This is a genomic window from Nitratireductor sp. XY-223 (genome assembly GCF_004959855.1).
Lineage (GTDB): Bacteria > Pseudomonadota > Alphaproteobacteria > Rhizobiales > Rhizobiaceae > Hoeflea_A.
The window spans coordinates 159,402-179,494 of record NZ_SPNT01000008.1; the positions used below are offsets into that span (position 1 = coordinate 159,402).

The 20,093-nt window shown below is 59.5% G+C and carries 18 protein-coding genes; 6 read left to right on the forward strand and 12 right to left on the reverse strand.

Going from position 1 to position 20,093, the window contains the following annotated elements; translation table 11 throughout:
• Positions 1-2 precede the first annotated feature (2 nt).
• From rhaM to E4M07_RS22875, 6 genes are read right to left on the reverse strand one after another with little or no spacing between them, the layout of a single operon-like run.
• Entirely contained in the window at positions 3-317 is a 315-nt protein-coding gene (gene rhaM / locus E4M07_RS22850) for an L-rhamnose mutarotase (RefSeq protein WP_136660781.1), read from the reverse strand.
• 4 nt (positions 318-321) lie between these two features.
• Positions 322-1,323 carry an ABC transporter permease gene (locus tag E4M07_RS22855; protein WP_136660720.1) on the reverse strand — a complete coding sequence of 334 codons (1,002 nt, stop codon included), beginning with the start codon at positions 1,321-1,323 and terminating at the stop codon, positions 322-324.
• The gene (locus E4M07_RS22860) at positions 1,320-2,300 is read right to left on the reverse strand and encodes an ABC transporter permease (RefSeq protein ID WP_136660721.1); all 981 of its coding nucleotides are present in this window, start codon (positions 2,298-2,300) and stop codon (positions 1,320-1,322) included. Before E4M07_RS22860 ends, E4M07_RS22855 begins: the two co-directional genes overlap by 4 nt.
• On the reverse strand, positions 2,297-3,850 hold the full coding sequence (locus E4M07_RS22865; protein WP_136660722.1) for a sugar ABC transporter ATP-binding protein: 1,554 nt from the start codon (positions 3,848-3,850) through the stop codon (positions 2,297-2,299). Before E4M07_RS22865 ends, E4M07_RS22860 begins: the two co-directional genes overlap by 4 nt.
• A gap of 51 nt (positions 3,851-3,901) precedes the next feature.
• Complete coding sequence (gene rhaS / locus E4M07_RS22870; protein WP_136660723.1) at positions 3,902-4,894, reverse strand: rhamnose ABC transporter substrate-binding protein; 993 nt, start codon at positions 4,892-4,894, stop codon at positions 3,902-3,904.
• Positions 4,895-4,934: 40 nt separating this feature from the next.
• Complete coding sequence (locus E4M07_RS22875; protein ID WP_136660724.1) at positions 4,935-5,744, reverse strand: DeoR/GlpR family DNA-binding transcription regulator; 810 nt, start codon at positions 5,742-5,744, stop codon at positions 4,935-4,937.
• 172 nt (positions 5,745-5,916) lie between these two features.
• Here E4M07_RS22875 and E4M07_RS22880 point away from each other — a divergent pair, with 172 nt between their 5' ends.
• Together E4M07_RS22880 and rhaI are read left to right on the forward strand one after the other, a co-directional pair.
• Positions 5,917-8,019 (forward strand): bifunctional rhamnulose-1-phosphate aldolase/short-chain dehydrogenase, encoded by a 2,103-nt coding sequence (locus tag E4M07_RS22880; protein WP_136660725.1) that lies wholly within the window; start codon positions 5,917-5,919, stop codon positions 8,017-8,019.
• A gap of 35 nt (positions 8,020-8,054) precedes the next feature.
• Positions 8,055-9,329 carry an L-rhamnose catabolism isomerase gene (gene rhaI / locus E4M07_RS22885; protein WP_136660726.1) on the forward strand — a complete coding sequence of 425 codons (1,275 nt, stop codon included), beginning with the start codon at positions 8,055-8,057 and terminating at the stop codon, positions 9,327-9,329.
• A 59-nt stretch (positions 9,330-9,388) separates the two neighbouring features.
• Here rhaI and E4M07_RS22890 read toward each other — a convergent pair whose 3' ends face one another.
• The 4 genes from E4M07_RS22890 to ehuB form a co-directional block, all read right to left on the reverse strand.
• A complete protein-coding gene (locus tag E4M07_RS22890) occupies positions 9,389-10,117 on the reverse strand; it encodes a GntR family transcriptional regulator (RefSeq protein ID WP_136660727.1) in 729 nt (242 codons plus the stop codon).
• Between the two features lie 22 nt (positions 10,118-10,139).
• A complete protein-coding gene (ehuD, locus tag E4M07_RS22895; protein ID WP_136660728.1) occupies positions 10,140-10,805 on the reverse strand; it encodes an ectoine/hydroxyectoine ABC transporter permease subunit EhuD in 666 nt (221 codons plus the stop codon).
• Entirely contained in the window at positions 10,802-11,530 is a 729-nt protein-coding gene (gene ehuC, locus E4M07_RS22900) for an ectoine/hydroxyectoine ABC transporter permease subunit EhuC (RefSeq protein ID WP_136660729.1), read from the reverse strand. Before ehuC ends, ehuD begins: the two co-directional genes overlap by 4 nt.
• 62 nt (positions 11,531-11,592) lie before the next feature.
• Positions 11,593-12,480: an ectoine/hydroxyectoine ABC transporter substrate-binding protein EhuB gene (gene ehuB, locus E4M07_RS22905; protein ID WP_136660730.1), complete on the reverse strand. Its 888-nt coding sequence runs from the start codon at positions 12,478-12,480 to the stop codon at positions 11,593-11,595.
• 210 nt (positions 12,481-12,690) lie between these two features.
• Between ehuB and E4M07_RS22910 the strand changes: the two genes are divergently transcribed.
• Both E4M07_RS22910 and ehuA read left to right on the forward strand, forming a co-directional pair.
• Positions 12,691-14,463: an MOSC domain-containing protein gene (locus E4M07_RS22910; protein WP_169054354.1), complete on the forward strand. Its 1,773-nt coding sequence runs from the start codon at positions 12,691-12,693 to the stop codon at positions 14,461-14,463.
• Positions 14,432-15,244: an ectoine/hydroxyectoine ABC transporter ATP-binding protein EhuA gene (gene ehuA / locus E4M07_RS22915; RefSeq protein WP_281404996.1), complete on the forward strand. Its 813-nt coding sequence runs from the start codon at positions 14,432-14,434 to the stop codon at positions 15,242-15,244. Before E4M07_RS22910 ends, ehuA begins: the two co-directional genes overlap by 32 nt.
• A 74-nt stretch (positions 15,245-15,318) precedes the next feature.
• On the opposite strand, the gene E4M07_RS22920 is transcribed toward ehuA, so the two are convergent.
• Both E4M07_RS22920 and E4M07_RS22925 read right to left on the reverse strand, forming a co-directional pair.
• A complete protein-coding gene (locus tag E4M07_RS22920; protein ID WP_348640532.1) occupies positions 15,319-16,353 on the reverse strand; it encodes a LacI family DNA-binding transcriptional regulator in 1,035 nt (344 codons plus the stop codon).
• A gap of 5 nt (positions 16,354-16,358) precedes the next feature.
• Entirely contained in the window at positions 16,359-17,441 is a 1,083-nt protein-coding gene (locus E4M07_RS22925) for a LacI family DNA-binding transcriptional regulator (RefSeq protein ID WP_136660732.1), read from the reverse strand.
• Positions 17,442-17,635: 194 nt separating this feature from the next.
• Between E4M07_RS22925 and E4M07_RS22930 the strand changes: the two genes are divergently transcribed.
• A complete protein-coding gene (locus E4M07_RS22930) occupies positions 17,636-18,718 on the forward strand; it encodes an ABC transporter ATP-binding protein (protein ID WP_136660733.1) in 1,083 nt (360 codons plus the stop codon).
• Positions 18,719-18,761: 43 nt separating this feature from the next.
• Complete coding sequence (locus E4M07_RS22935; RefSeq protein ID WP_136660734.1) at positions 18,762-20,093, forward strand: extracellular solute-binding protein; 1,332 nt, start codon at positions 18,762-18,764, stop codon at positions 20,091-20,093.

Here is a 20,093-nt window from a genome sequence, read left to right on the forward strand (position 1 = left end):
GATCATTCCATGTGAAATACGGTTGTCAGCGGCACTGCGATCGGCTGATTGCCGGATCCTGTTTCCATGATGTCGGCCATGTGGGCCCACCAGCGTTGCATCACTTCATGGGAGGGCAAGGCGTCCATGGTGTGGTTATCGGTTCGCCAAAGCACGCCAAACAGAATGTTGGTCTCGGGATCCAGATGAATAGAATAGTCGGATATGCCCGCCTGTCTGAGCAACTCGACCAGGTCCGGCCAGATCTCCTCGTGACGCCGGCGGTATTCGGCTTCCATCCCCGGATTCAGGCGCATCTTGAATGCATGTTTTTCCATGACGTCACGCGCTTCTTTTTTCAGCAAACTGCTGCCACATCCGCGGCAGGGCAATCACGCCGATCAGCAGCATCCCGATGACAATTGACATCACAATTCCGGGCACGTTGAGCAAGCCGAGCCCGAAGGTCACAAGACCCATTACGAAAGCCGCAATGACGACGCCGGGAATGGACCCCGATCCGCCCAGAATGTTGACGCCACCCAGAACCACCATGGTGACGACCTCCAGTTCCCATCCGACGGCGATGGAGGGACGCGTTGATCCGAGACGTGACGTCAGGCAGATCGCAGCGACGCTGGCCATCAATCCGGTGCTCAAAAAGAGGATGAATTTCACCCTTGCCACCCGAATACCGGAAAACATGGCGCCGACAGGGTTGTTGCCGATCGCAAAGACGGCACGGCCGAAATTGGTCTTGTGAAGGACAACCCCATAGATGATCGCCAGCACGAAGAACAATACGAGTTCGAACGAGATCACCCACCAGACATAGCCCTGCCCGAAAAAGGAAAAACTGGCCGGATAGCCGGTATAGGCCTTGTCGCCGAGAACAATGTAGGAAATACCCCTGAAAAGGCTCATCGTACCGATTGTGACCACGATCGACGGCAGACCCAGCCCGGTGACGAGCGCGCCGTTGAAGGCACCGCAGATCAGTCCGACGGAAAGTCCGATTGCAACAATTTCCGGCGTTCCCGCGCCGAACTGGATTGCCGCGCCCATCGCGGTCGATGCGAGCGCAATGATCGAGGCAACTGAAAGATCGATCTCGCCGGAAATGATCAGCAGCGCCATGGCGAATGCGATCATCGCCTTTTCCGTGAAATTGAATGTTGCGTCGCTCAGGTTCCAGGCATCCAGGAAATAGGGGGACGCCAGCGAATTGAGCAGGAACACGAAAACCGCAACCAGGAGCAACAACGACTCCCAGCTCTTGAGATAGCGTTGTGCCGGCGATCCGAGCCTGTCGGGTATGGACCGGTTTGTTGCCGTGATGCTCATGTCGCGTGTTCCGCTTTCTTGAGAATGACGCGACCTTTCGACCGCTGGGTCTGCGCATTGAAGGCAACCGCGATAATGATGGCGGAACCGGAAATCGCAAGTTGCCAGAACGGCGAAATATTGACGACGGGAAGAGCGTTTTTGATGACACCCAGAAAAACGGCGCCTAGAACTGCACCGCCAACCGAACCGATGCCTCCGGCAATCGAAATTCCGCCGATCACACAGGCGGCAACCACTTCGAGTTCAAAGCCGGCTGCGATATCGACATAGGCGACGGCGTAGCGGGCGACCCACAGGTATCCGGTAAGTCCGGCGAGCATGCCCGAAAGCAAAAAGGCGATGAATTGGGTGCGTCCGACATTGATGCCCGTATAGACGGCGGCATCCGGATTGCCTCCGACGGCAAAGAAGGCCCGTCCTACCGGCGTCCTCGTAATCAGCAGATAAAACAGTGCGACGATCGCAATGGCGATCCACGACATCACCGGCAGGCCCAGGACAATGGCGCGTGGAAACGCCTTGAAATTTTCGCCCATTTCATGGGCGTTGATCCATTCGCCGCCGGAGATCAGGAAGATAACGCCACGGAAAATTGTCATCGTGCCAAGCGTGACGACAATCGGGGGAATGCGCATTTTCCAGACGAAGAATCCGTTGATCGAGCCCATGACGGCGCCGAGGCCGATGGCAATCATGATTATGGCAGGCGCGGGAAGCCACGGCGCAGCAGTGTTGAGCATGGCCACCACCATCCCGGTGAGGGCAAGGTTGGCGGCAACCGAAAGATCGATGCAGCGCGTGAGGATTACGGCCATCTGGCCCAGCGCAAGAATAATCAACGGCGCCGTGTCATTGAAGGCGTTTGCCAGATTGGAAGGTGCGACGAATGCGGGAAAGCGTGTCGAGATCACCACGATCAGCGCAATGATCGCACCGAACAACACCGCCTCGCGGCTCTTGAGCAGAAGCGTCAATGCACCGACTCCGCAATGCCGGCGGCGTGTCGAACCAGACTTTCCGGAGTGAGTTGTTCGTTTTCGACCTCCGCCACTATTCTTCCCTCTCGCATTACGATGACGCGATCTGACATGCCCAGAATTTCAGGGATTTCCGAAGAGACCATAATCACGGCCAGGCCCTGGGCAGCGAGTTCGGCCATGAATTCATGCACTGCGGCTTTGGAGCCGATGTCGATCCCCTTGGTCGGCTCGTCCAGGATTATGACGCGCGGCCGGGTGGCCAACCATTTCGCGATAACAACCTTTTGCTGATTGCCGCCGGAGAGATTGCCCACGTCCTGATCGAGCGAAGCCGCACGCAGATCCAGCCTTTCGGCATAGGTGCGGGCCAGCGAAAATTCCTCGGCGAGCCGGATAAAGCCCCGCTTCGAGGTGCGATCGAGCGACGGCAAGGTGATGTTCTCGAAAATCGGCAGGCCGATGATCGTCCCCTGCTTTCCCCGATCCTCGGGCACATAGACGATGCCGGCCGCGACTGCCCGTGCCGGGCTGTCGATTGCAGCGATTTCGCCTTCAATTCTGACGACGCCTTTCGAGGGTCTGGTAATTCCAAAAAGAGACTGCATGAATTCGCTGCGGCCGGCGCCGACCAGTCCGTAAAAGCCCAAGATTTCTCCCTTGCGCAGTGTGAAGGAAATGTCTTCAAACTCGGTCGGATGACAGTAGTCGGAGACCCGGAGAATTTCTTCTCCCTGATGCGTTTCACGATGCGGAAAGATCTGGTCGACTGACCGGCCAACCATCATTTGGACGAGGGCGTTCTCGTCCACATCCGCGATGTGGCCCTCGCCGACGAACTGTCCGTCCCGAAACACGGTGTAGCGGTCGGCGATCTGAAATATTTCATCGAATTTGTGGCTGATGAACAGAATTGCTTTGCCCTGGTCGCGCAATTGACCGACCAGTTCGTACAATTCCTGGATCTCCTTGTGAGAAAGAGCAGCGGTCGGTTCATCCATGATGACGATGCGTGCGTCGATCGACAAAGCACGGGCAATCGCCACGAGGTGCTTGTTGGCAATGCCCAGCTCCCGCAGCTTTACGGTGGGATCGATCTCGGCGTCGATGCCCGTGAGCAGTTCCTGAGCCCGCCTGTTCATTTCCGCAAGATCGATCAGGCCCGTGCGCGTTTTCGGAGCATGTCCTATGAAGATATTCTCGGCGACGCTGAGTTCGTCGAACAGGACGGTTTCCTGGTGGATAGCGGTAACGCCGGCATCCGACGCATGATGGGCGGTTGGAAATCTGACGATAGTGCCATTCAGCTTCATATCTCCGGAGTCCGGCTGATAGATTCCCGTCAGGATCTTGACGATCGTTGACTTGCCTGCGCCGTTTTCACCGATGAGCGCCGTGACCTGTCCGGGATACAAACGAAGGCTCACATCGGACAGAGCCACGACACCGGGAAATTTCTTTGTGATCCCGCCCAGTTCGAGGATAGGCGCTACGCCGTCTGCAATCTGGCTCTCGTTGGGTTCGCTGTGCACAGCATTGCTCGACATTGCCGCCTCCGCGAAAAGGGGCGCGGCCGGAAGACCGGCCACGCTGCTTGGCTAAAAGATGTCCTTAAAATCGTCGATATTTGACGAGTCGTAAACAAAGGGGTCCGCCATCGCGCCGGCGTTTGTCTCGTCGAGCACAACCTCGCCCATACGACCCATCGGGATTGAGCCGCCGGGTTTCGCCTCAGCCTGATCGGTCGCAAGATTGTAAGCGATCATTGTCGCTGCGTATCCAAGATCAATGGGATTCCAGATGGCAAAGGACTTCGACGCGCCGGAGGCCACGTGGCCGGCCATTTCCGATGGCAGCCCCAGTCCGGTCACGTTGACCTCGCCGGCTTTTCCCTCATCGGTGACTGCCTGTGCGGCAGCGACAATACCGACGGACGTCGGCGCGATGATTGCCTTGAGGTCCGGATAGGTTTTCATAAGCCCTTGCGCTTCGCGATAGGATTTGTCCGCCAGGTCGTCTCCATAGACCGTGGCCACGACATTGATGTTGGGATAGTTGCCTTTGACCTTGTTCATCTCCTCGATCCAGGTGTTCTGGTTCGTGGCGGTCGCGGATGCCGAAAGGACAGCAACATCGCCGCCGTCCGGCAGGTGATCCGCTGCCAGCTTGATGATCATGTTGCCGATCAGTGGGTTGGATGACGGATTGAGGTGCATTTGCCGGCCCTCCGGCGCGACGCCGGAATCCCAGGAGATGACCGTGATGCCGCGATCCATCGCTTTCTTCAGCGCCGGCACGAGAGCATCCTGGTCGTTGGCGGAAACGGCAATCGCGTCCACCTTTTGCGCGATCAGTGAATTGATGACCTCGATCTGCCCTTCGGCCGTGGTATCGGTCGGGCCCGTATAGATGATTTCGACATCACCCAATTCGGCCGCGGCTTCTTCGGCACCCTTGGCAGCGGCTTCAAAGAAGCCTATTCCCAGCGCCTTGACCACAATGGCTATGCGTTTCTCATCGGCCGCTGCAGGCGATGCGATCAACGCTGCCGCGACGGACGCGGAAACGAGAAGTTTCTTCAGAATGCTCATGAATATCCTCCGTTGAGCTCTTTTCGGATCTCCACCGGTGTCAACCGGAGTTCGAATCCTCGGTTTGCGCCGACGCTGTAACCGCGGCGACGATCAGTCTGACGCCGGCCGCCTCGATCATTCGGGCTGCCTTATCGTCAATCCCATCATCCGTGATGACGGTCGTGATCCGTTCGAGCTGGCACAACACAAGGCTCGACCGGGATGCGAATTTCGAAGAGTCGACCATGACGACCAGTTCGTCGGCCTGGTCGATGAGTTTCGATTCCGCCTGGATCAACAGGGGGTCGCTTTCCATGAGTCCGATCGGGCCGAGCCCTTGGGCTCCCATGAACATGCGTTTGGCATAAAAATTCCTTGTCACATCGTTGTCGAACGGTGACAGGATGATGTTCTGCTCGCGGTAGATCACACCGCCCGACAGCAATATTGTGTTTTTGGAATGCTTGAGCAGATGTTCCGCAATCGGGAAGGAATTGGTGAATATCTGCATGCGCCGATTGGCCAGCGGATGCACCATCTGGAAGGTCGTTGTCCCGCCGTTGATGATGATGGAATCGCCATCATTGCACAGCGCAACCGCTTCCCGCGCGATCGCCTGTTTCTCGGCCGTGTGGCGTGTCTCGTTGATGGAAAAGGGGCGGCCGGCCAGTCCGACGAATTGGGGAGGTGTGATTGCTTCGGCGCCGCCGCGTACGCGTCGCAGCTTGCCCTGCTTGTGTAGTGCCGCCACGTCGCGGCGTATCGTTGCCTCTGACGAGGCGGTCATTTCCACCAGATCGGAGATGGTGACCACCGGCCGATCCTGAACGGCGGACAGGATAATTCGGTGGCGTTCTTTTTCGTGCATAGATTCCTCCCACCGCCACTAATTGACACCAAATTCTGCCATTGTCAATCATAATCAATCAAAACTGGTGATATTGCGGTGCAATATTGATCGTTTATGATTGAATATGATTGACTTTTGAGATGCTGACCTGTATCAGCGTGTCATTGCCGTATGCCTCAGGGAGTCACTCATGCGAAACGAACCGATCTCCAGTCGCCTGGAGAACAGATGGGACGATGACGTTGCAGGGGGCATGAGTGAACCTGAGCGGTTGCTGTATCGATCAAATCTGCTGGGCTCGGACAAGCGCATCACCAACTATGGCGGCGGCAATACCTCTGCCAAGGTTCTTGAGAAGGACCCCCTGACCGGTGACGATGTCGAGGTTTTGTGGGTCAAGGGGTCAGGTGGCGATGTCGGAACAATCGGGATCGACGGCTTCGCCACGCTGTACATGGACAGGCTGAATGCTCTTAAGGGCCTGTACCGCGGTGTGGAATTCGAAGATGAGATGGTCGGCTACCTGGCGCACTGTACCTTCAACCTGAACCCTCGCGCCGCCTCGATCGACACGCCGCTGCACGCCTATGTTCCGCGTAAACATGTCGATCACATGCATGCCGACGCAATCATTGCCATCGCCGCGTCGAAAAATTCGGAAGAACTGACCAGGAAGATCTTTGGCGACCGGATCGGCTGGTTGCCGTGGAAGCGGCCCGGTTACGAATTGGGTCTGTGGCTTGAGAATTTCTGTCGGGAAAATCCCGATGCTGACGGCGTCGTCCTGGAAAGTCATGGCCTTTTCACCTGGGGAGACACGGCCGCGGATTGCTATGCGGTCACCATCGATATCATCAATCAGGCCATTGCCTGGCTCGAGGAGGAGATCGGCGACACGCCCGCATTTGGTGGGCGCGCAACCGAGAGCCTTCCGTCATCTGAACGCCGCGCCGTTGCTGCACGCCTGATGCCGGCAATACGCGGAATGATCAGCGACCGGCATCACATGATCGGTCATTTCGAAGACTGTGACGCCGTGCTTGAGTTCGTAAACGCACAGAACATGCGGCAATTGGCGGCGCTGGGCACATCCTGCCCCGATCATTTCCTGCGCACCAAAATCCGGCCTCTGGTCGTGGAATTCGATCCGGCAAAGCCCGATATCGATGCCACGTTGAACGGCCTCGGCGAGGCGATCGCCGCCTATCGGACAGACTACAAATCATACTACGATCGCTGCAAGCATGCCGATTCGCCACCGCTGCGCGATCCCAATGCCGTGGTCTATCTGGTGCCCGGCGTCGGCATGCTGACTTTTGCCAGAGATAAAGCGACCGCAAGGATTTCTGCCGAGTTCTACGTCAACGCAATCAACGTAATGCACGGCTCCTGCGCAGTCAGCGAATATTGCGGCTTGCCCGATCAGGAGGCCTTTGACATCGAATACTGGCCGCTGGAAGAGGCCAAGCTTCAGCGCATGCCCAAAGCCAAGAGCCTGGCTGGCCGGATAGCCATGATAACCGGAGCGGCCGGCGGCATAGGTTCCGCCACTGCTGAGCGTTATCTCGCCGAAGGTGCTTGCGTGGTGCTGGCCGATATAGACGAAAATCTGCTGAACGCGACGGCCGAAACCCTCATCAATCGCTATTCCAGTGATGTCGTTCGTACCGTGGTCATGGATGTTACCGACGAAAACGCGGTCGCTGCGGCCTATGCCGAAACCATGATGGCCTTTGGCGGGCTTGATATTCTCCTGTCCAATGCGGGCATTGCGTCATCGGCACCGGTTGAGGAAACCACGTTGAAAATGTGGACCAGGAATATGGATATCCTGTCCACGGGCTATTTTCTGGTAAGCCGCGAGGCATTCAGGCTGATGCGAGACCAGGGCATGGGCGGCGCGATCATCTTCATTGCCTCGAAAAACGGCCTGGCAGCCTCACCCAACGCCTCGGCTTACTGTACGGCCAAGGCGAGCGAAATCCACCTGGCGCGTTGCCTTGCCCTGGAGGGAGCTGAGATCGGAATAAGGGTCAATGTGGTCAACCCGGACGGTGTGTTGCGGGGTTCAAAAATCTGGACCGGCGAGTGGCTTGAGCAGCGCGCCAGCACCTACAAGACCGATAAGGAAGGCCTTGAGGAAATGTATCGTCAGCGCACTTTGCTGAAACGATCGGTTTATCCGGAAGATATTGCCGAGGCGGCCTATTTCCTTGCCTCCGACAGCGCCTCGAAATCGACCGGCAACATTGTCAATGTTGACGGTGGCAACGCGCTGGCATTCACACGATAAACGGTCGCAGGCCGTATGGGCCGCGGGAGGTGCAAATGATCGATTATGATGTAATCGAAAACGCAAATGCAAAGACCGAGGCCGGCCTGCGCGCAGACTACGACTGGCTGGGCGACCATCTTGCCCGGCGGGGGATCGATATAGAAGCCATCAAGACGAAGGTCTCTGCCTACGGCGTTGCGGTTCCGTCCTGGGGCGTCGGCACCGGCGGCACGCGCTTCGCCCGCTTTCCCGGTTCGGGCGAACCGCGCAATATTTTTGACAAGCTCGACGATTGCGGCGTCATTCAACAGCTTGCCGGCGCTACACCCTCCGTTTCGCTGCACATTCCATGGGACAAGGCGCCGGCCGCTGACCTCAAGGCCAAGGCGGATGTTGTCGGACTGACTTTCGACGCCATGAATTCCAATACGTTCCAGGACCAGCCCGGCCAGCCATTGAGCTACAAATTCGGCTCGCTCAGCCATGTTGATGCCGCCACCCGACAACAGGCCATCGAGCACAATCTGGAGTGTATCGAGATTGGCAGGGCCATAGGCTCCAGGGCGTTGACGATCTGGATTGGTGACGGCTCCAATTTCCCCGGGCAGTCGAATTTCACCCGCCAGCTCGAGCGCTATCTGGATTCGGCCAAGAAAATCTACGGCGAATTGCCGTCCGACTGGCGGTTGTTCACCGAGCACAAAATGTACGAACCGGCCTTCTATTCGACCGTTGTTCAGGATTGGGGCAGCAACTACCTGATCGCCCGGGAATTGGGTCCGCAGGCCTTCTGCCTGGTCGATCTCGGCCACCATGCACCCAATGTCAATATCGAGATGATCGTTGCCAGGCTGATCCAGTTCGGCAAGCTTGGGGGCTTCCATTTCAACGACAGCAAATATGGCGACGACGATCTCGACACCGCTTCCATCGATCCCTACCGGCTGTTTCTTGTTTTCAATGAACTGGCCGATGCCGAGGGAAAGCCGGGATTTGAACCGGCTCATATGCTCGACCAGTCGCATAACGTGACCGATCCCATAGAGAGCCTGCTGGTGAGTGCGATGGAAGTGCAGCGCGCCTACGCGCTGGCCCTGCTGGTGGACCGGGCAGCGCTCGCCGAATTCCAGGAAAACAACGATGCGGTTATGGCGGCAAGAGAACTCAAGACCGCTTTCCGAACCGATGTGGAACCGATCCTGGCCATGGCGAGGCTCGAAAAGCACGCCGCCATCGATCCGGTGGCCACGTTCCGGTCATCCGGATACAGGGCGAAAGTCAGCGCTGAACGGCCAATGACATCCGGTGCCGGAGGCGGCATCGTATAGCGGTCAATGCAGCGGAATTGGTACAATTTGAACATCGAACGCCTTGGGAGCTGCGGTCGTCACAAAGGAGAAGCGTGGCCGCCGCGCGCGCCCTCACGCATCACGTCAGTAAATATGCTGAGCGACATGAACTGATGGTTGCGCATCAAAAGGCCGAGCCCGACCGGATCATCGTTTCCGATCACCCGAATGAGGTCGTCAATCTCGACGGAAACCGCCTCGATGATCGGCCCCCACTCCATTTCAGGCAGCATGATCAGCCACATGCGTGTGGTTTGAAAGAACAGGCTGCGCTGAATCTCGCGCATGTAGCTGTTGTCCAGCAAGCCGGTCAGTTCGGTATAGTAGCGCACATTGATATCGGCAAACCCGTTGATATCGCCAGGAGCGAGTGCCTGGAATTCGTGCTTGCGTTGTACCAGGACTTCGCGAATTGAAGGATCGAAGGGCGTCTTGAAATACGGGCCGGAGTTCGTGGCAAGGATCATGCGGATCTCGTAGACCTCAGTCAGTTCATCGGGGTCTATGCGGGTGACGCGCGTCCCGACGCCATGCTTGATCTCAACCAGCCCCTCATGTTCGAGCTTGGACAAAACGCGGCGTATCGGTGACCGGCTGACTGAGAATTCCTTGGCCAGAACCTCCTCGAACAGGATGGTGTCCGGCGGATAGCGATTGGTGCAGATCCGGTGGCGCACGGTCTGATAAATGTCTTCCGTGCGCTGCTGCAGCGCCGAAAGGTCGTTGCTCGGTGGCCGATGCGGTACCATTGCGTCGCTGAATTTCATGTCATGGCTCCTCGTCGGTCGGTCAACGGCCCGGCTGCGGCAGTGCGAAACGCCAGTTGAGGTATCGCATGAACTGCGCGGCCATCAGGCTCAGGATCAGGAAGAACAAGCCGGCCAACGTGATCGGCTCAGTATAGCGGAACGTATCGTTGCCGATGATACGGGCCGTCGCCACCAGTTCGATCACGGTAATCGCCAGAAGAACCGGCGTTTCCTTGAACATGGCGACAAAATAGTTGCCGAGGGGCAGGATAATGGGCGGCACCGCTTGCGGCAGAATGATCCGCCTGAAGGTGTCGGCGGTGCTCAGATTAATGGCGCGGGCGGCCTCCCACTGGCCGCGGCTGACCTGCTGGAAACCGGAGCGGTAGACTTCGGCGCAATAGGCGGAATAGTGCACGCCCAGCACCAGGACCCCGGTCACCATGGCAGACAGGAAGATGCCCGCCATGGGCAGGAAATAGTAGACCGCAAAGAGCTGAATCAGCAGCGGCGTGCTGCGGATGAATTCGATGAAGAGGCGTACCGAGAAGGTCACGACCGGTATCTGCATGAGCGAGATGATCGCCCAGACCAATCCCAAAGCCGCCGCAACGGCAAAACCAAGAACCGTGACCTGCAGCGTCACGAGCGACGCCTGTGCCATCACCGGCAGGATTTCGATCGCGTAGTTCCAGTCCCAGATCATCGAACCGCCACCTTGGCCACGCCACGGGAGAAACGCTGCTCCAGCAGCTTCATGGCGATTGTGATGCAAAGACCGATGGCAAAATACATGAACAGAATGATCGTGAAGACCGCCACGGTGCGATAGGTGGTCTGATTGAGCTGATAGGCGGTGTAGGTGAGGTCCGAGATCCCGATGAACGAGACAAGCGCCGTCAGCTTGAAAAGCTGGATCGCCAGATTTCCGAACGGGGGGATCATCATCCGGATGGCCTGCGGCAGGATGATGCGCCGCATCCTGGTCCAGCCCGTCATATTGATTGCCGTGGCCGCTTCCAGTTGTGCCTTCGGCACGGCGCGCACCGATGCCTCAACGACAATGGCCGCATAGGCCCCGACATTGAGCGACACGGCCAGAACACCGGCAACAAACGGATCGAGCCGGGGCCCGAACAGGGGCAGGACATAAAAGAGCCAGAAGAGCTGAACCAGTGCCGAGGTGCCGCGGAAGATTTCGACATAACCGGCGGACAGCCATCGCACCGGCGCCCAAGGGGCCAGTCGACCGAGACCGGCTGTAAAGGCGATCACCACGGTGATCACGGACGAGACGACCACGATCTTCAGCGTCACCAGCGCCCCGTCTACAAAAACCTCTCCGTTGGCGGCAAAGGGCGAACTGAAAAAGTAGACGAGGCCGAGTGCGACCGTCACCAGAAGAGTGATCACCAGGGCCCGGATCGACATGTTAGCTCATTTCTCCATGGCAAGCGCGCCGCGTGGCTGATTGCGGCGCGCCTGGAAACTGATCACAGGCCAGCTTTACACAGCTCCTTCTGGGCCAGGGCCGGGCCGTCTGCATCGGTGAAGCCCCAGGCGGATGCCATCTTGAGGTAGCCGCCGCTTTCCATATAGTCGGCCTGGATCGCGTCGAATGCATCCCGGAAGGCCATGTTGGCGGCCAGATCGTCTTCGCTCTGGCCTTTCGGAAAGGCGATCGCGCCGTGGCCCTTGTAGACCTCTCCGGCAATCTCGGTAATCGAACCGGAGCTTTCCACGCCGATCAGTTCACCCGCGGTGCGCACGATGTCGGCGATCGCAAACGCCGACAATGCGAAGCCGTCGGCGCGCCCGGCCATGACGGCCGAAATGCCGGCAGCCTTGTCGGATACCTTCAGCAGTTTTTCGTCGGGAACGCCGTCGCGCTTGGCCAGTGTCTCTTCCGTGCCGCCTGCAAGCACTGCAAGTATGGCGCCATCGGTTTCAGCGATATCCTTGAAATTGTGCAAACCCTTCGGGTTGCCCGCCTTGACGACATAGGCCGCACCCTGACCGAAGGTCGGCTCAGCGAACAGCACCTGCTTGCAACGCTCGGGCCGGATATAAATGCCGGCGGCGGCCAGATCGATGCGGCCGGCAACCAGGGAGGGGATCAGCGCGCCGAAGTCCATGGCGACATATTCGATGTCGGTGATGCCCATTTCGTCGAGAACATGCTGGACCACCTCGACCTGCTCTCCGGTAAAGCTGCCATCGGCCTGTTTGTATCCATAGGGCGCATATCCGGCGATGCCGACCGTTACGCCTTCCGATTTGAACTGCTCAATGAGTGAATTGTCCGCCGCGGAAGCGGCGGCCGCACCCAGAGCAATTGCGCCAGCGCAGAGTGTGCCAACCAAAAACTTTGCAACGTCCATGGAAATCTCTCCTTTGATTTCGTGTGCAGCGGTCACGCCAAGTGTCACATATGCATCCTTCCGCAACACGTGATCAAAATCCAGAGAAAAATACAAGTTCAGACGAATAACACTGAAATAAGCCCAATTTCAGATGGTTCGTCTGCAAGAACCCAGATACCTGTATACCTGTGGGAAGTTTTTCAGATGCCGAACGACGGACAATCCAACATGAAAAATGAGGTCATCGACCTGTTTCTCGGCAAAACCCGGCAGGAACGCATCGCCGGAGTGCGGGAGCCGACAGCCTATATGCGTCATTCCGTTTCCGGACGCATCGGCGTGGGTCCTGATGGCCTGCAGGAAAATGAACTCGGCACCGCGCGCCGGCTGGGCCGGCGGAGCCATGCTGTCTATCTTCTGGCACAGGACCACTACCTGTATTTTTCGCAACTGCTCGAACGTCAGCTTCCCGCCGGCATACTGTCTGAAAACGTCACCTATTCCGGTCCTGATGAAACCCGTTTGCGGATCGGCGATACGATCAGGGTTGGAACGGCTTTGCTGCGGCTCGTGCTGCCGCGCGTGCCATGTTATAAAATGGCGCATTTTGTCGGCACCGGGCCCGGTTTTCCTGCCCGGTTTTCAGCCAGTGGAAAGACGGGGATTTATGCGGCTGTGGTGGAGGAGGGCGAAGTCTGGCGTCAGGCGCCGTTTGTGGTCGAAAGCACCTGCCCGGAAAACGCGACCATTGCGGAACTCAACCACGCCATAACGGCTTTTGATCTCGACCCCGATACCGTCGAGCGTGTGCTTGCCTCGCCCGATCTCGACCCGGCGCTTGGTGCAACGATCAAGGAGCGTGTCCTGGCCTTCAGGCCCGGGATCGCCGTGCCATCCGCCTCCGGCCGCATTGTTTCACGGCATTATGCCGCCCCCGATGTGGCTGTGCTCGACATCGAACCGGCCAGCGGGGCAGGGGCCGTCGCGAAGCCCGGCCAGTTCATAACGGTCGGGGTGGAAACCGCCGGCGGTGACACGCATTATCGTTGCTATTCGTTGATTGATGGGCCGGGGGCGGCTGCACCGTACGCGCCTTATCGCATTGCCGTACGCCGCGAATGCGACAGCCACAACGAACCGTCGGTCTCGGCGCTGTTGAACGGGCCGGATGTGGCCGGCAGGCCGTGCCGCATATATCCGCCTGCCGGCGATTTCGTGTTGCCTGAACGTCCTGACCGGCCGATCCTGTTTATAGCCGGAGGGATCGGCATCACGCCAATCCTCATGCAGATAAAGGCCCTGCTTGCAGGGGACCGACCAGTGCCCCTGTCGCTCCATTATATCTGCCGTGACCGCTCGCATGCGGCCTTTGACGACGAATTGGCGGCTCTTGCCGCTGCGGATGGCCGTTTCAGCTACAGGCTGCATCTGACACGGCCAAGTCCGGAACACTCCATCGACGGTCACATCTCATCCGGGCGGCCCGATATTGCAAGAATCGTCGCGGCGGCCGGTGTGGACATCGAGCTTTTCGTTTGCGGTCCGTTGGGGTTGATTGAGGCTGTGCGCGAGACTCATCATGCGATGGGCGGCGATGGAGACCGCCTGCATTTCGAACTCTTCGACGTCAGCGGTGCGCAGGGCACAACAGCGCAACCGGCACCAAAGGCGCATGTGACCATCGCATCCCATGATGTCGATGGCGATTGGACACCTTCACGTGGACCGCTTCTGGCCTGGGTCGAGACCGAGACCGGTCTGCGCCCGCCGGCGGCCTGCCGGTCCGGCCTTTGCCGCACCTGTGTCGCCGGGCTTGAGCGGGGGCAGGTGACCTATCCGTCTTCCGTCAAAGCTCCGCCGCCTGATCAGGTTCTTTTGTGCTGCGCCCAGCCGACGACGTCTGAACTTGTCGTGAATCTGCCTGCCGGCACGCCATCCGGACCCCGGCTTGAACAACAGGAAAAGGCCCATGAACGCCAGCACGTACCGAGCCTCGATTGAAGGTCCCGAGCGTCCGATGGTCCGCTTTTCCGGGGTGACCAAACGCTACGGCGAACTCACCGTTCTCGATGGGCTGGACCTTGATGTCTCCGCCGGTGAAATGGTGACGATCATCGGACCTTCCGGTTCGGGCAAGACCACCGTTCTGCGGGTGCTGATGACATTGGAAAACATCGATGACGGCATCATCTATGTCGACGGCCAGCCGCTGACGCATATGCAGAAGGCCGGCACTCTGGTGCCCGCCGATGCCCGCCATCTTCGCGAAATGCGCGCGCAGATCGGCATGTGTTTTCAGCACTTCAACCTGTTTCCCCACATGACCGCACTCGGCAATTGCATGGAGGGGCCGGTCTACTCGCTCGGCATGTCAAAAACCGAAGCCAGGGAGCGGGCCGTCGAACTGCTCGACATGGTGGGACTGGCGGACAAGCGCGATCATTATCCGAGCCAGCTCTCGGGCGGCCAGCAGCAACGGGTGGCGATTGCCCGGGCGCTCGCCATGCGCCCCAAGATCATGCTCTTTGATGAAGTGACGTCTGCGCTCGATCCCGAGGTGATCGGCGAGGTGACGAATGTCATCCGCAAGCTTGTCGAAGAGTACAAGCTGACCATGCTTATGGTGACCCATCAGATGGGCTTTGCCAAAGACATCTCCGACAGGGTCTGCTTCTTTTACGGCGGCAAGATCGAGGAGCAGGCCCCGCCCGAAGAGCTGTTCGCAGATCCGCAGCGCGCGCGCACGCAGCAGTTCCTCAGCGCCGTCAAGGCAGCAATCTAAATATCGTGTGTCTTGCTTTTGATTGCGCTGGACCGGTTGTCGCAGCGTCAAAATCACTGTGTGGCGATCCGCATTCAGCTTGATCGCCGCGCCGCGTTCGTCGTGCTGTCGCGGGCAATGAGCCGCGGTGTCACTTTGCTCTCGGGTGCCAGGGTTCCCTCGGCGAGCCCCAGTGCCCGCAAGAGCACGGTTGCCGTGCGCACGCCGATTTCCTCGCACGATACGTCGACGGTCGTAATCGCCGGTATCGCGTGCTCGGAAAGGGCGTCGGCGCCGAAGCCGGCCACCGCGATGTCTTGCGGGACCTTCAAGCCGGCCCGTTGCGCCTCGGTCATGGCGCCGAAGGCGGCCTGGTCGGAGACGCACATGACCGCCTCGGTGTCCGGCCACCGGTCCAGCATGCGGCGCATCGAAAGCGCCCCCTCGCGCATGGTGATCGGCGGTGGGCCGGTGGCCACCAGCCGGTCGGCCGCAAGCCCGTTCGCCTCCAGCGCCGCAACGAATCCCCGCCGCCGGTCGAGACCGCGCGTGTCGCGCGAAGTGTCGCCGCCGATGAAGCCGATCTTGCCGTAACCCTGTTCGATGAAGTGCTCGACCATGAGCCGTCCTGCGGCCGCGTTGGAGAAACCGACCACATCGCCGAGCGGCATTTCAGGCAGGTCCCAGGTCTCGACCACGGGCACGCCGGAATTGCCGATCAGCCGCCGGCAGCGCTCCGTGTGCGCGCCGCCGGTGACCACGATCGCCTCGGGCCGGCGGCGCAGGAACTGTTCGATCAGTCGTTCCTCCTCGTCCTTGGAATAGTCGGTGTAGCCGAGCAGGACCTGCAGGTCGGTGCCGCGCAGTGTATCGACAATGCCGCGCAGCGTATCGGCGAAGTTGGAGTTGTTGATAGACGGGATGGTCACCGCGACGAAGCCCGTCTTGCGCGACGAAAGGTTCGCGGCCGAACTGTCCAGCACATAGCCGAGCGCATCGGCGGCTTCCTGGATCTTTGTGCGCGTCTTTTCGCTCACCGACGTGTCGGGCTTGAGCGCCCGCGAGACCGTCATCGTCGAAACGCCTGCCGCCGCCGCGACATCCGCCATTGTCGGCGCTTTTGGTTTCATCCCAGTCATCCCCTCTTGTTGGCGCCAGCATCTAACACAGGCCGAAATCCGGAGGAAGCGCGCAGCGGTCGTGTGGTTTCGCCGGCGAAGAGCTCCACCGGCATGCAGATGGATCGTTCGGTCTTCGCGCCGAGGATCTTTGCGACCAGCATGCGCGCGCCGGTCGCGCCCATCAGCGTGCGCGGCGTGATCGAGGTGGTAAGCGGTTTTTTCAGCACGGCATTGATATTGAGCCCGTTGAAGCCGGCGATGCCGATGTCGCGCGGCACGTCCAGACCGTGTGCCTCGCAGGCCATCAGTCCGCCGAAGGCCATGTGGTCGTTGAGGAAGTAGAGGACATCGGGGTTGTCCGCCAATTCGCCAAGCGCCCGTTCGGCGGCACACCGGCCGCTTTCGAACGAGGCCCGCCGGTCGGCGCGAAAGTCCGGGACGCGGGTCACGCCCTTTTCCGAAAATGCTTCGCAAAATCCGTGAAACCGTGCTTCCGCGCGCCGGTCCCAGCCGCACTCGATGCCGACATAGGCCGGCCGCCGGTAGCCGAGTGCGACAAGGTGGCGGCCCACGGCCCTGCCGGCGGCAAAATGATCGACGCCGACACAAAGGTCGATCGGGTCGTCCGTATGGTCCCAGATTTCCAGCGTCGGGATGCCCGCGTCGACGAGCTGGCGTCGCGCCCGGTTCGTGTGGTCGATCCCCGACAGGATGATGCCTGCCGGATGCCAGGAGACCATGCGGCTCACCCAGCGCCGCTCGCGGTCCGGCTGGTATTCGGTCGTGTCCATGACGGTCTGGAAGCCGGCCTTGGAAAAGATATCGCGCATGCCGGCAAAGATCTCGGCGAACACCGCTTCGAACAGCGTCGGCACCGACACGCCGATGAGCGTGGAATTGGCTGCCGCCAATGAGCCCGCGACGCGGTTTGGCGCGTAACCCAGGCGCTTGGCGATTGCCAGGATTTCGGTGCGCCGCTTGGCTGAAACGCCCTCCACACCGCGCATGACGCGCGACACCGACATGATCGAGACACCGGCCTCGCGCGCCACATCCTCGATCTTGGCGGGGCGTCGGTCGGTTCTCCCGTCAGTCATACGCTTCTCGCTTTGAATGGGTTTTATTCATGTTTGTCAGAGGCTTAAGTTCTGTTTTTGCAACCTAGAATCAACGTTAGCGCTAACGTTGATTGCCGAATATTCGTTTGCAATCGGTTCTCCCAGTGATGATGTTATCGGTAACATAAACTGGTCGGAGGAGCCAGTGCGGACTTTGTCGGGAGGCCATTCGTTTGCCAAAGATCCATTTCGACCACATCGAAAAGAGCTTCGGGACGGTGCGTGTATTGCCGCCGCTCGATCTTCAATTGAACGACGGCGAGTTCACCGTCCTCGTCGGTCCGTCCGGCTGTGGGAAATCGACGACACTGCGCATCCTGGCAGGCCTCGAATCGCTGTCCGCCGGCGAAATCTATTTCGATGACGCGCCGATCAGCCACCTGGCCCCCAAGGACCGCGATCTCGCGATGGTGTTCCAGGACTACGCGCTCTATCCGCATATGGACATCGCACGGAATATGTCCTTCGCCCTGCGGCTGCAGCGCGCGCCACGCGCCGAAATAGCCGCCAAGGTGCAACGCGTCGCCGAAATGCTCAACATCGCCCACCTGCTGGATCGCAAGCCGGCGGAGCTCTCCGGCGGTCAGCGCCAGCGCGTCGCCATGGGCAGGGCGCTGGTGCGCGATGCGTCAACATTTCTCTTTGACGAGCCGCTGTCGAACCTCGACGCCAAATTGCGCGCCAAGATGCGCACCGAGCTCGCGGAGATGCGCGACACGCTCGACAAGAACATGATCTACGTCACCCACGACCAGATCGAGGCGATGACGCTGGGGGACCGCATCGTCGTCATGTCGGAGGGCGTCATCCAGCAGCAGGGCAGCCCGGAAGAACTGTTCAAGACACCGGCCAACCAGTTCGTCGCCGGCTTCATCGGCAGTCCGACGATGAATTTCCTCGGCGGCAGCCTGGCCCGCGAGGCGGACAGGCTGTGGGTGCGCGGCGACGGTTTCCTGTTGCCGCTGACGGATGAACAGTCCGGCCGGCTCAACGGAAATACCCCCGGCGATGTTTCCGTCGGCATCCGGCCGTCCTCCTTCAGTGCCGACCCGAAAGTGGGCGCGCCGATCGAATTGCATCTCGCCGTTTCCGAATATCTCGGCGCTCAGTCCGTGCTCGTGACCCGCTGCGGCGAGGAGGAAGTGCTCGTCGAATATGACAGTGCCACGCCCATGAAATCGGGCGTCAGCATGACCTTCGGCGTGCGCCCCGAGGACATCATGCTGTTTGACCGCGCCAGCGGCGCGCGGCTGTGAACCCGTTTGATTTTCCGCTTTCAGCAAAAGGGAGGAACCACATATGCTGAAACTCTTGAAGACCACATCACTGGCCGCGGTCGGGCTTGCCCTGTGCGCCGCCGGTGCGCTGGCCGATCCCTACGAGGAGCATCGCGGCAAGACCCTCGTCGTGAATTTCCCCGCCCACCCGCATTTCAACGCGGTGATGAAGGTGTTGCCCGAATTCACCAAAGAAACCGGCATCAATGTCGAGGTCGACCAGTTGCAGTATCTTGCGATGCGCGAGAAGCAGACGCTGGAGTTGACCAAGAACAAGGGCGACTATGATCTGATCGCCTATGTCGTCTTCTCCAAGGCCGACTATGTCTACGCCGACCAGATCGAGCCGCTGGCGCGTTTCTTCATGGACCCAGAACTTGCCAATCCGAACTACGACCCCGAGGATCTGATCGACGGCTATGTCCAGAATATCGGTGTCGCCGGCGGCAAGAAGGGTTATCTGCCCGGGCCCACCGGCGCGCTCTTCGGCATTCCCTTCGGCTCCGAGACCTCGGTGCTCGGCTACCGCAAGGACATTTTCGACAAGCACGGCCTGAAGGTTCCCGAGACCTATGACGAGCTACTCGAACTCGCCTGCAAGATTCCCGAGCTCGAGCCGGGCATGGGCGGGCTTGCCTCGCGCGGCAAATCCGGCCATCAGACCAGCCACGCCTTCCTCCTGCATCTCGCGCCGATGGGCGGAAAGGTGCTTGACGACCAGTGGAACCCTGTCATCAACAGCCCCGAGGCCGTCAGGGCCGGTGAGGCGCTGAAGACGATCCTCGACTGCGGCCCGGACGGGGCGACTTCCTTCGGCTTCGCTGAAGCCAAGAACGCTTTCCTGCAGGGTCAGACGGCCATGTTCCTCGATTCGACCGTGGTCGCCGGTGAAGTCGAGAACCCGGAAAAGTCCAAGGTCGTCGGCAAGGTCGGCTGGGCGCCGCATCCGATTGATGTCCGCGCCGGCTCGCAGACCGGCGGTTTCGGCATCGCCATCCCGAAGAATGCCCAGGAGAAAGAAGCCGCCTTCCTTTTGATGCAGTGGCTGACCGGCAAGGAGGCCGACAAGAAGATCGCCCTCGAAGGCGGCAACCCGTCGCGCTTTTCGACCCACGCCGATCCGGACGTGAATGCCAAATACCCGCACATGGCGGTCTTCGGCGAGGCGCTGAAGAACGCCGATCCCGACTGGCGCCCGATCATCCCGGTCTGGGGCAAGATCAACTCGGAACTCGGCACCACCTTGTCCAAGGCGATGACCGGCGAAATGAGCGTCCAGGAAGCGCTCGACATCGTTGCCGAGCGGACGCAAGGCATCATGGCCGACGCCGGCTACGACACCTGGAAACAATAA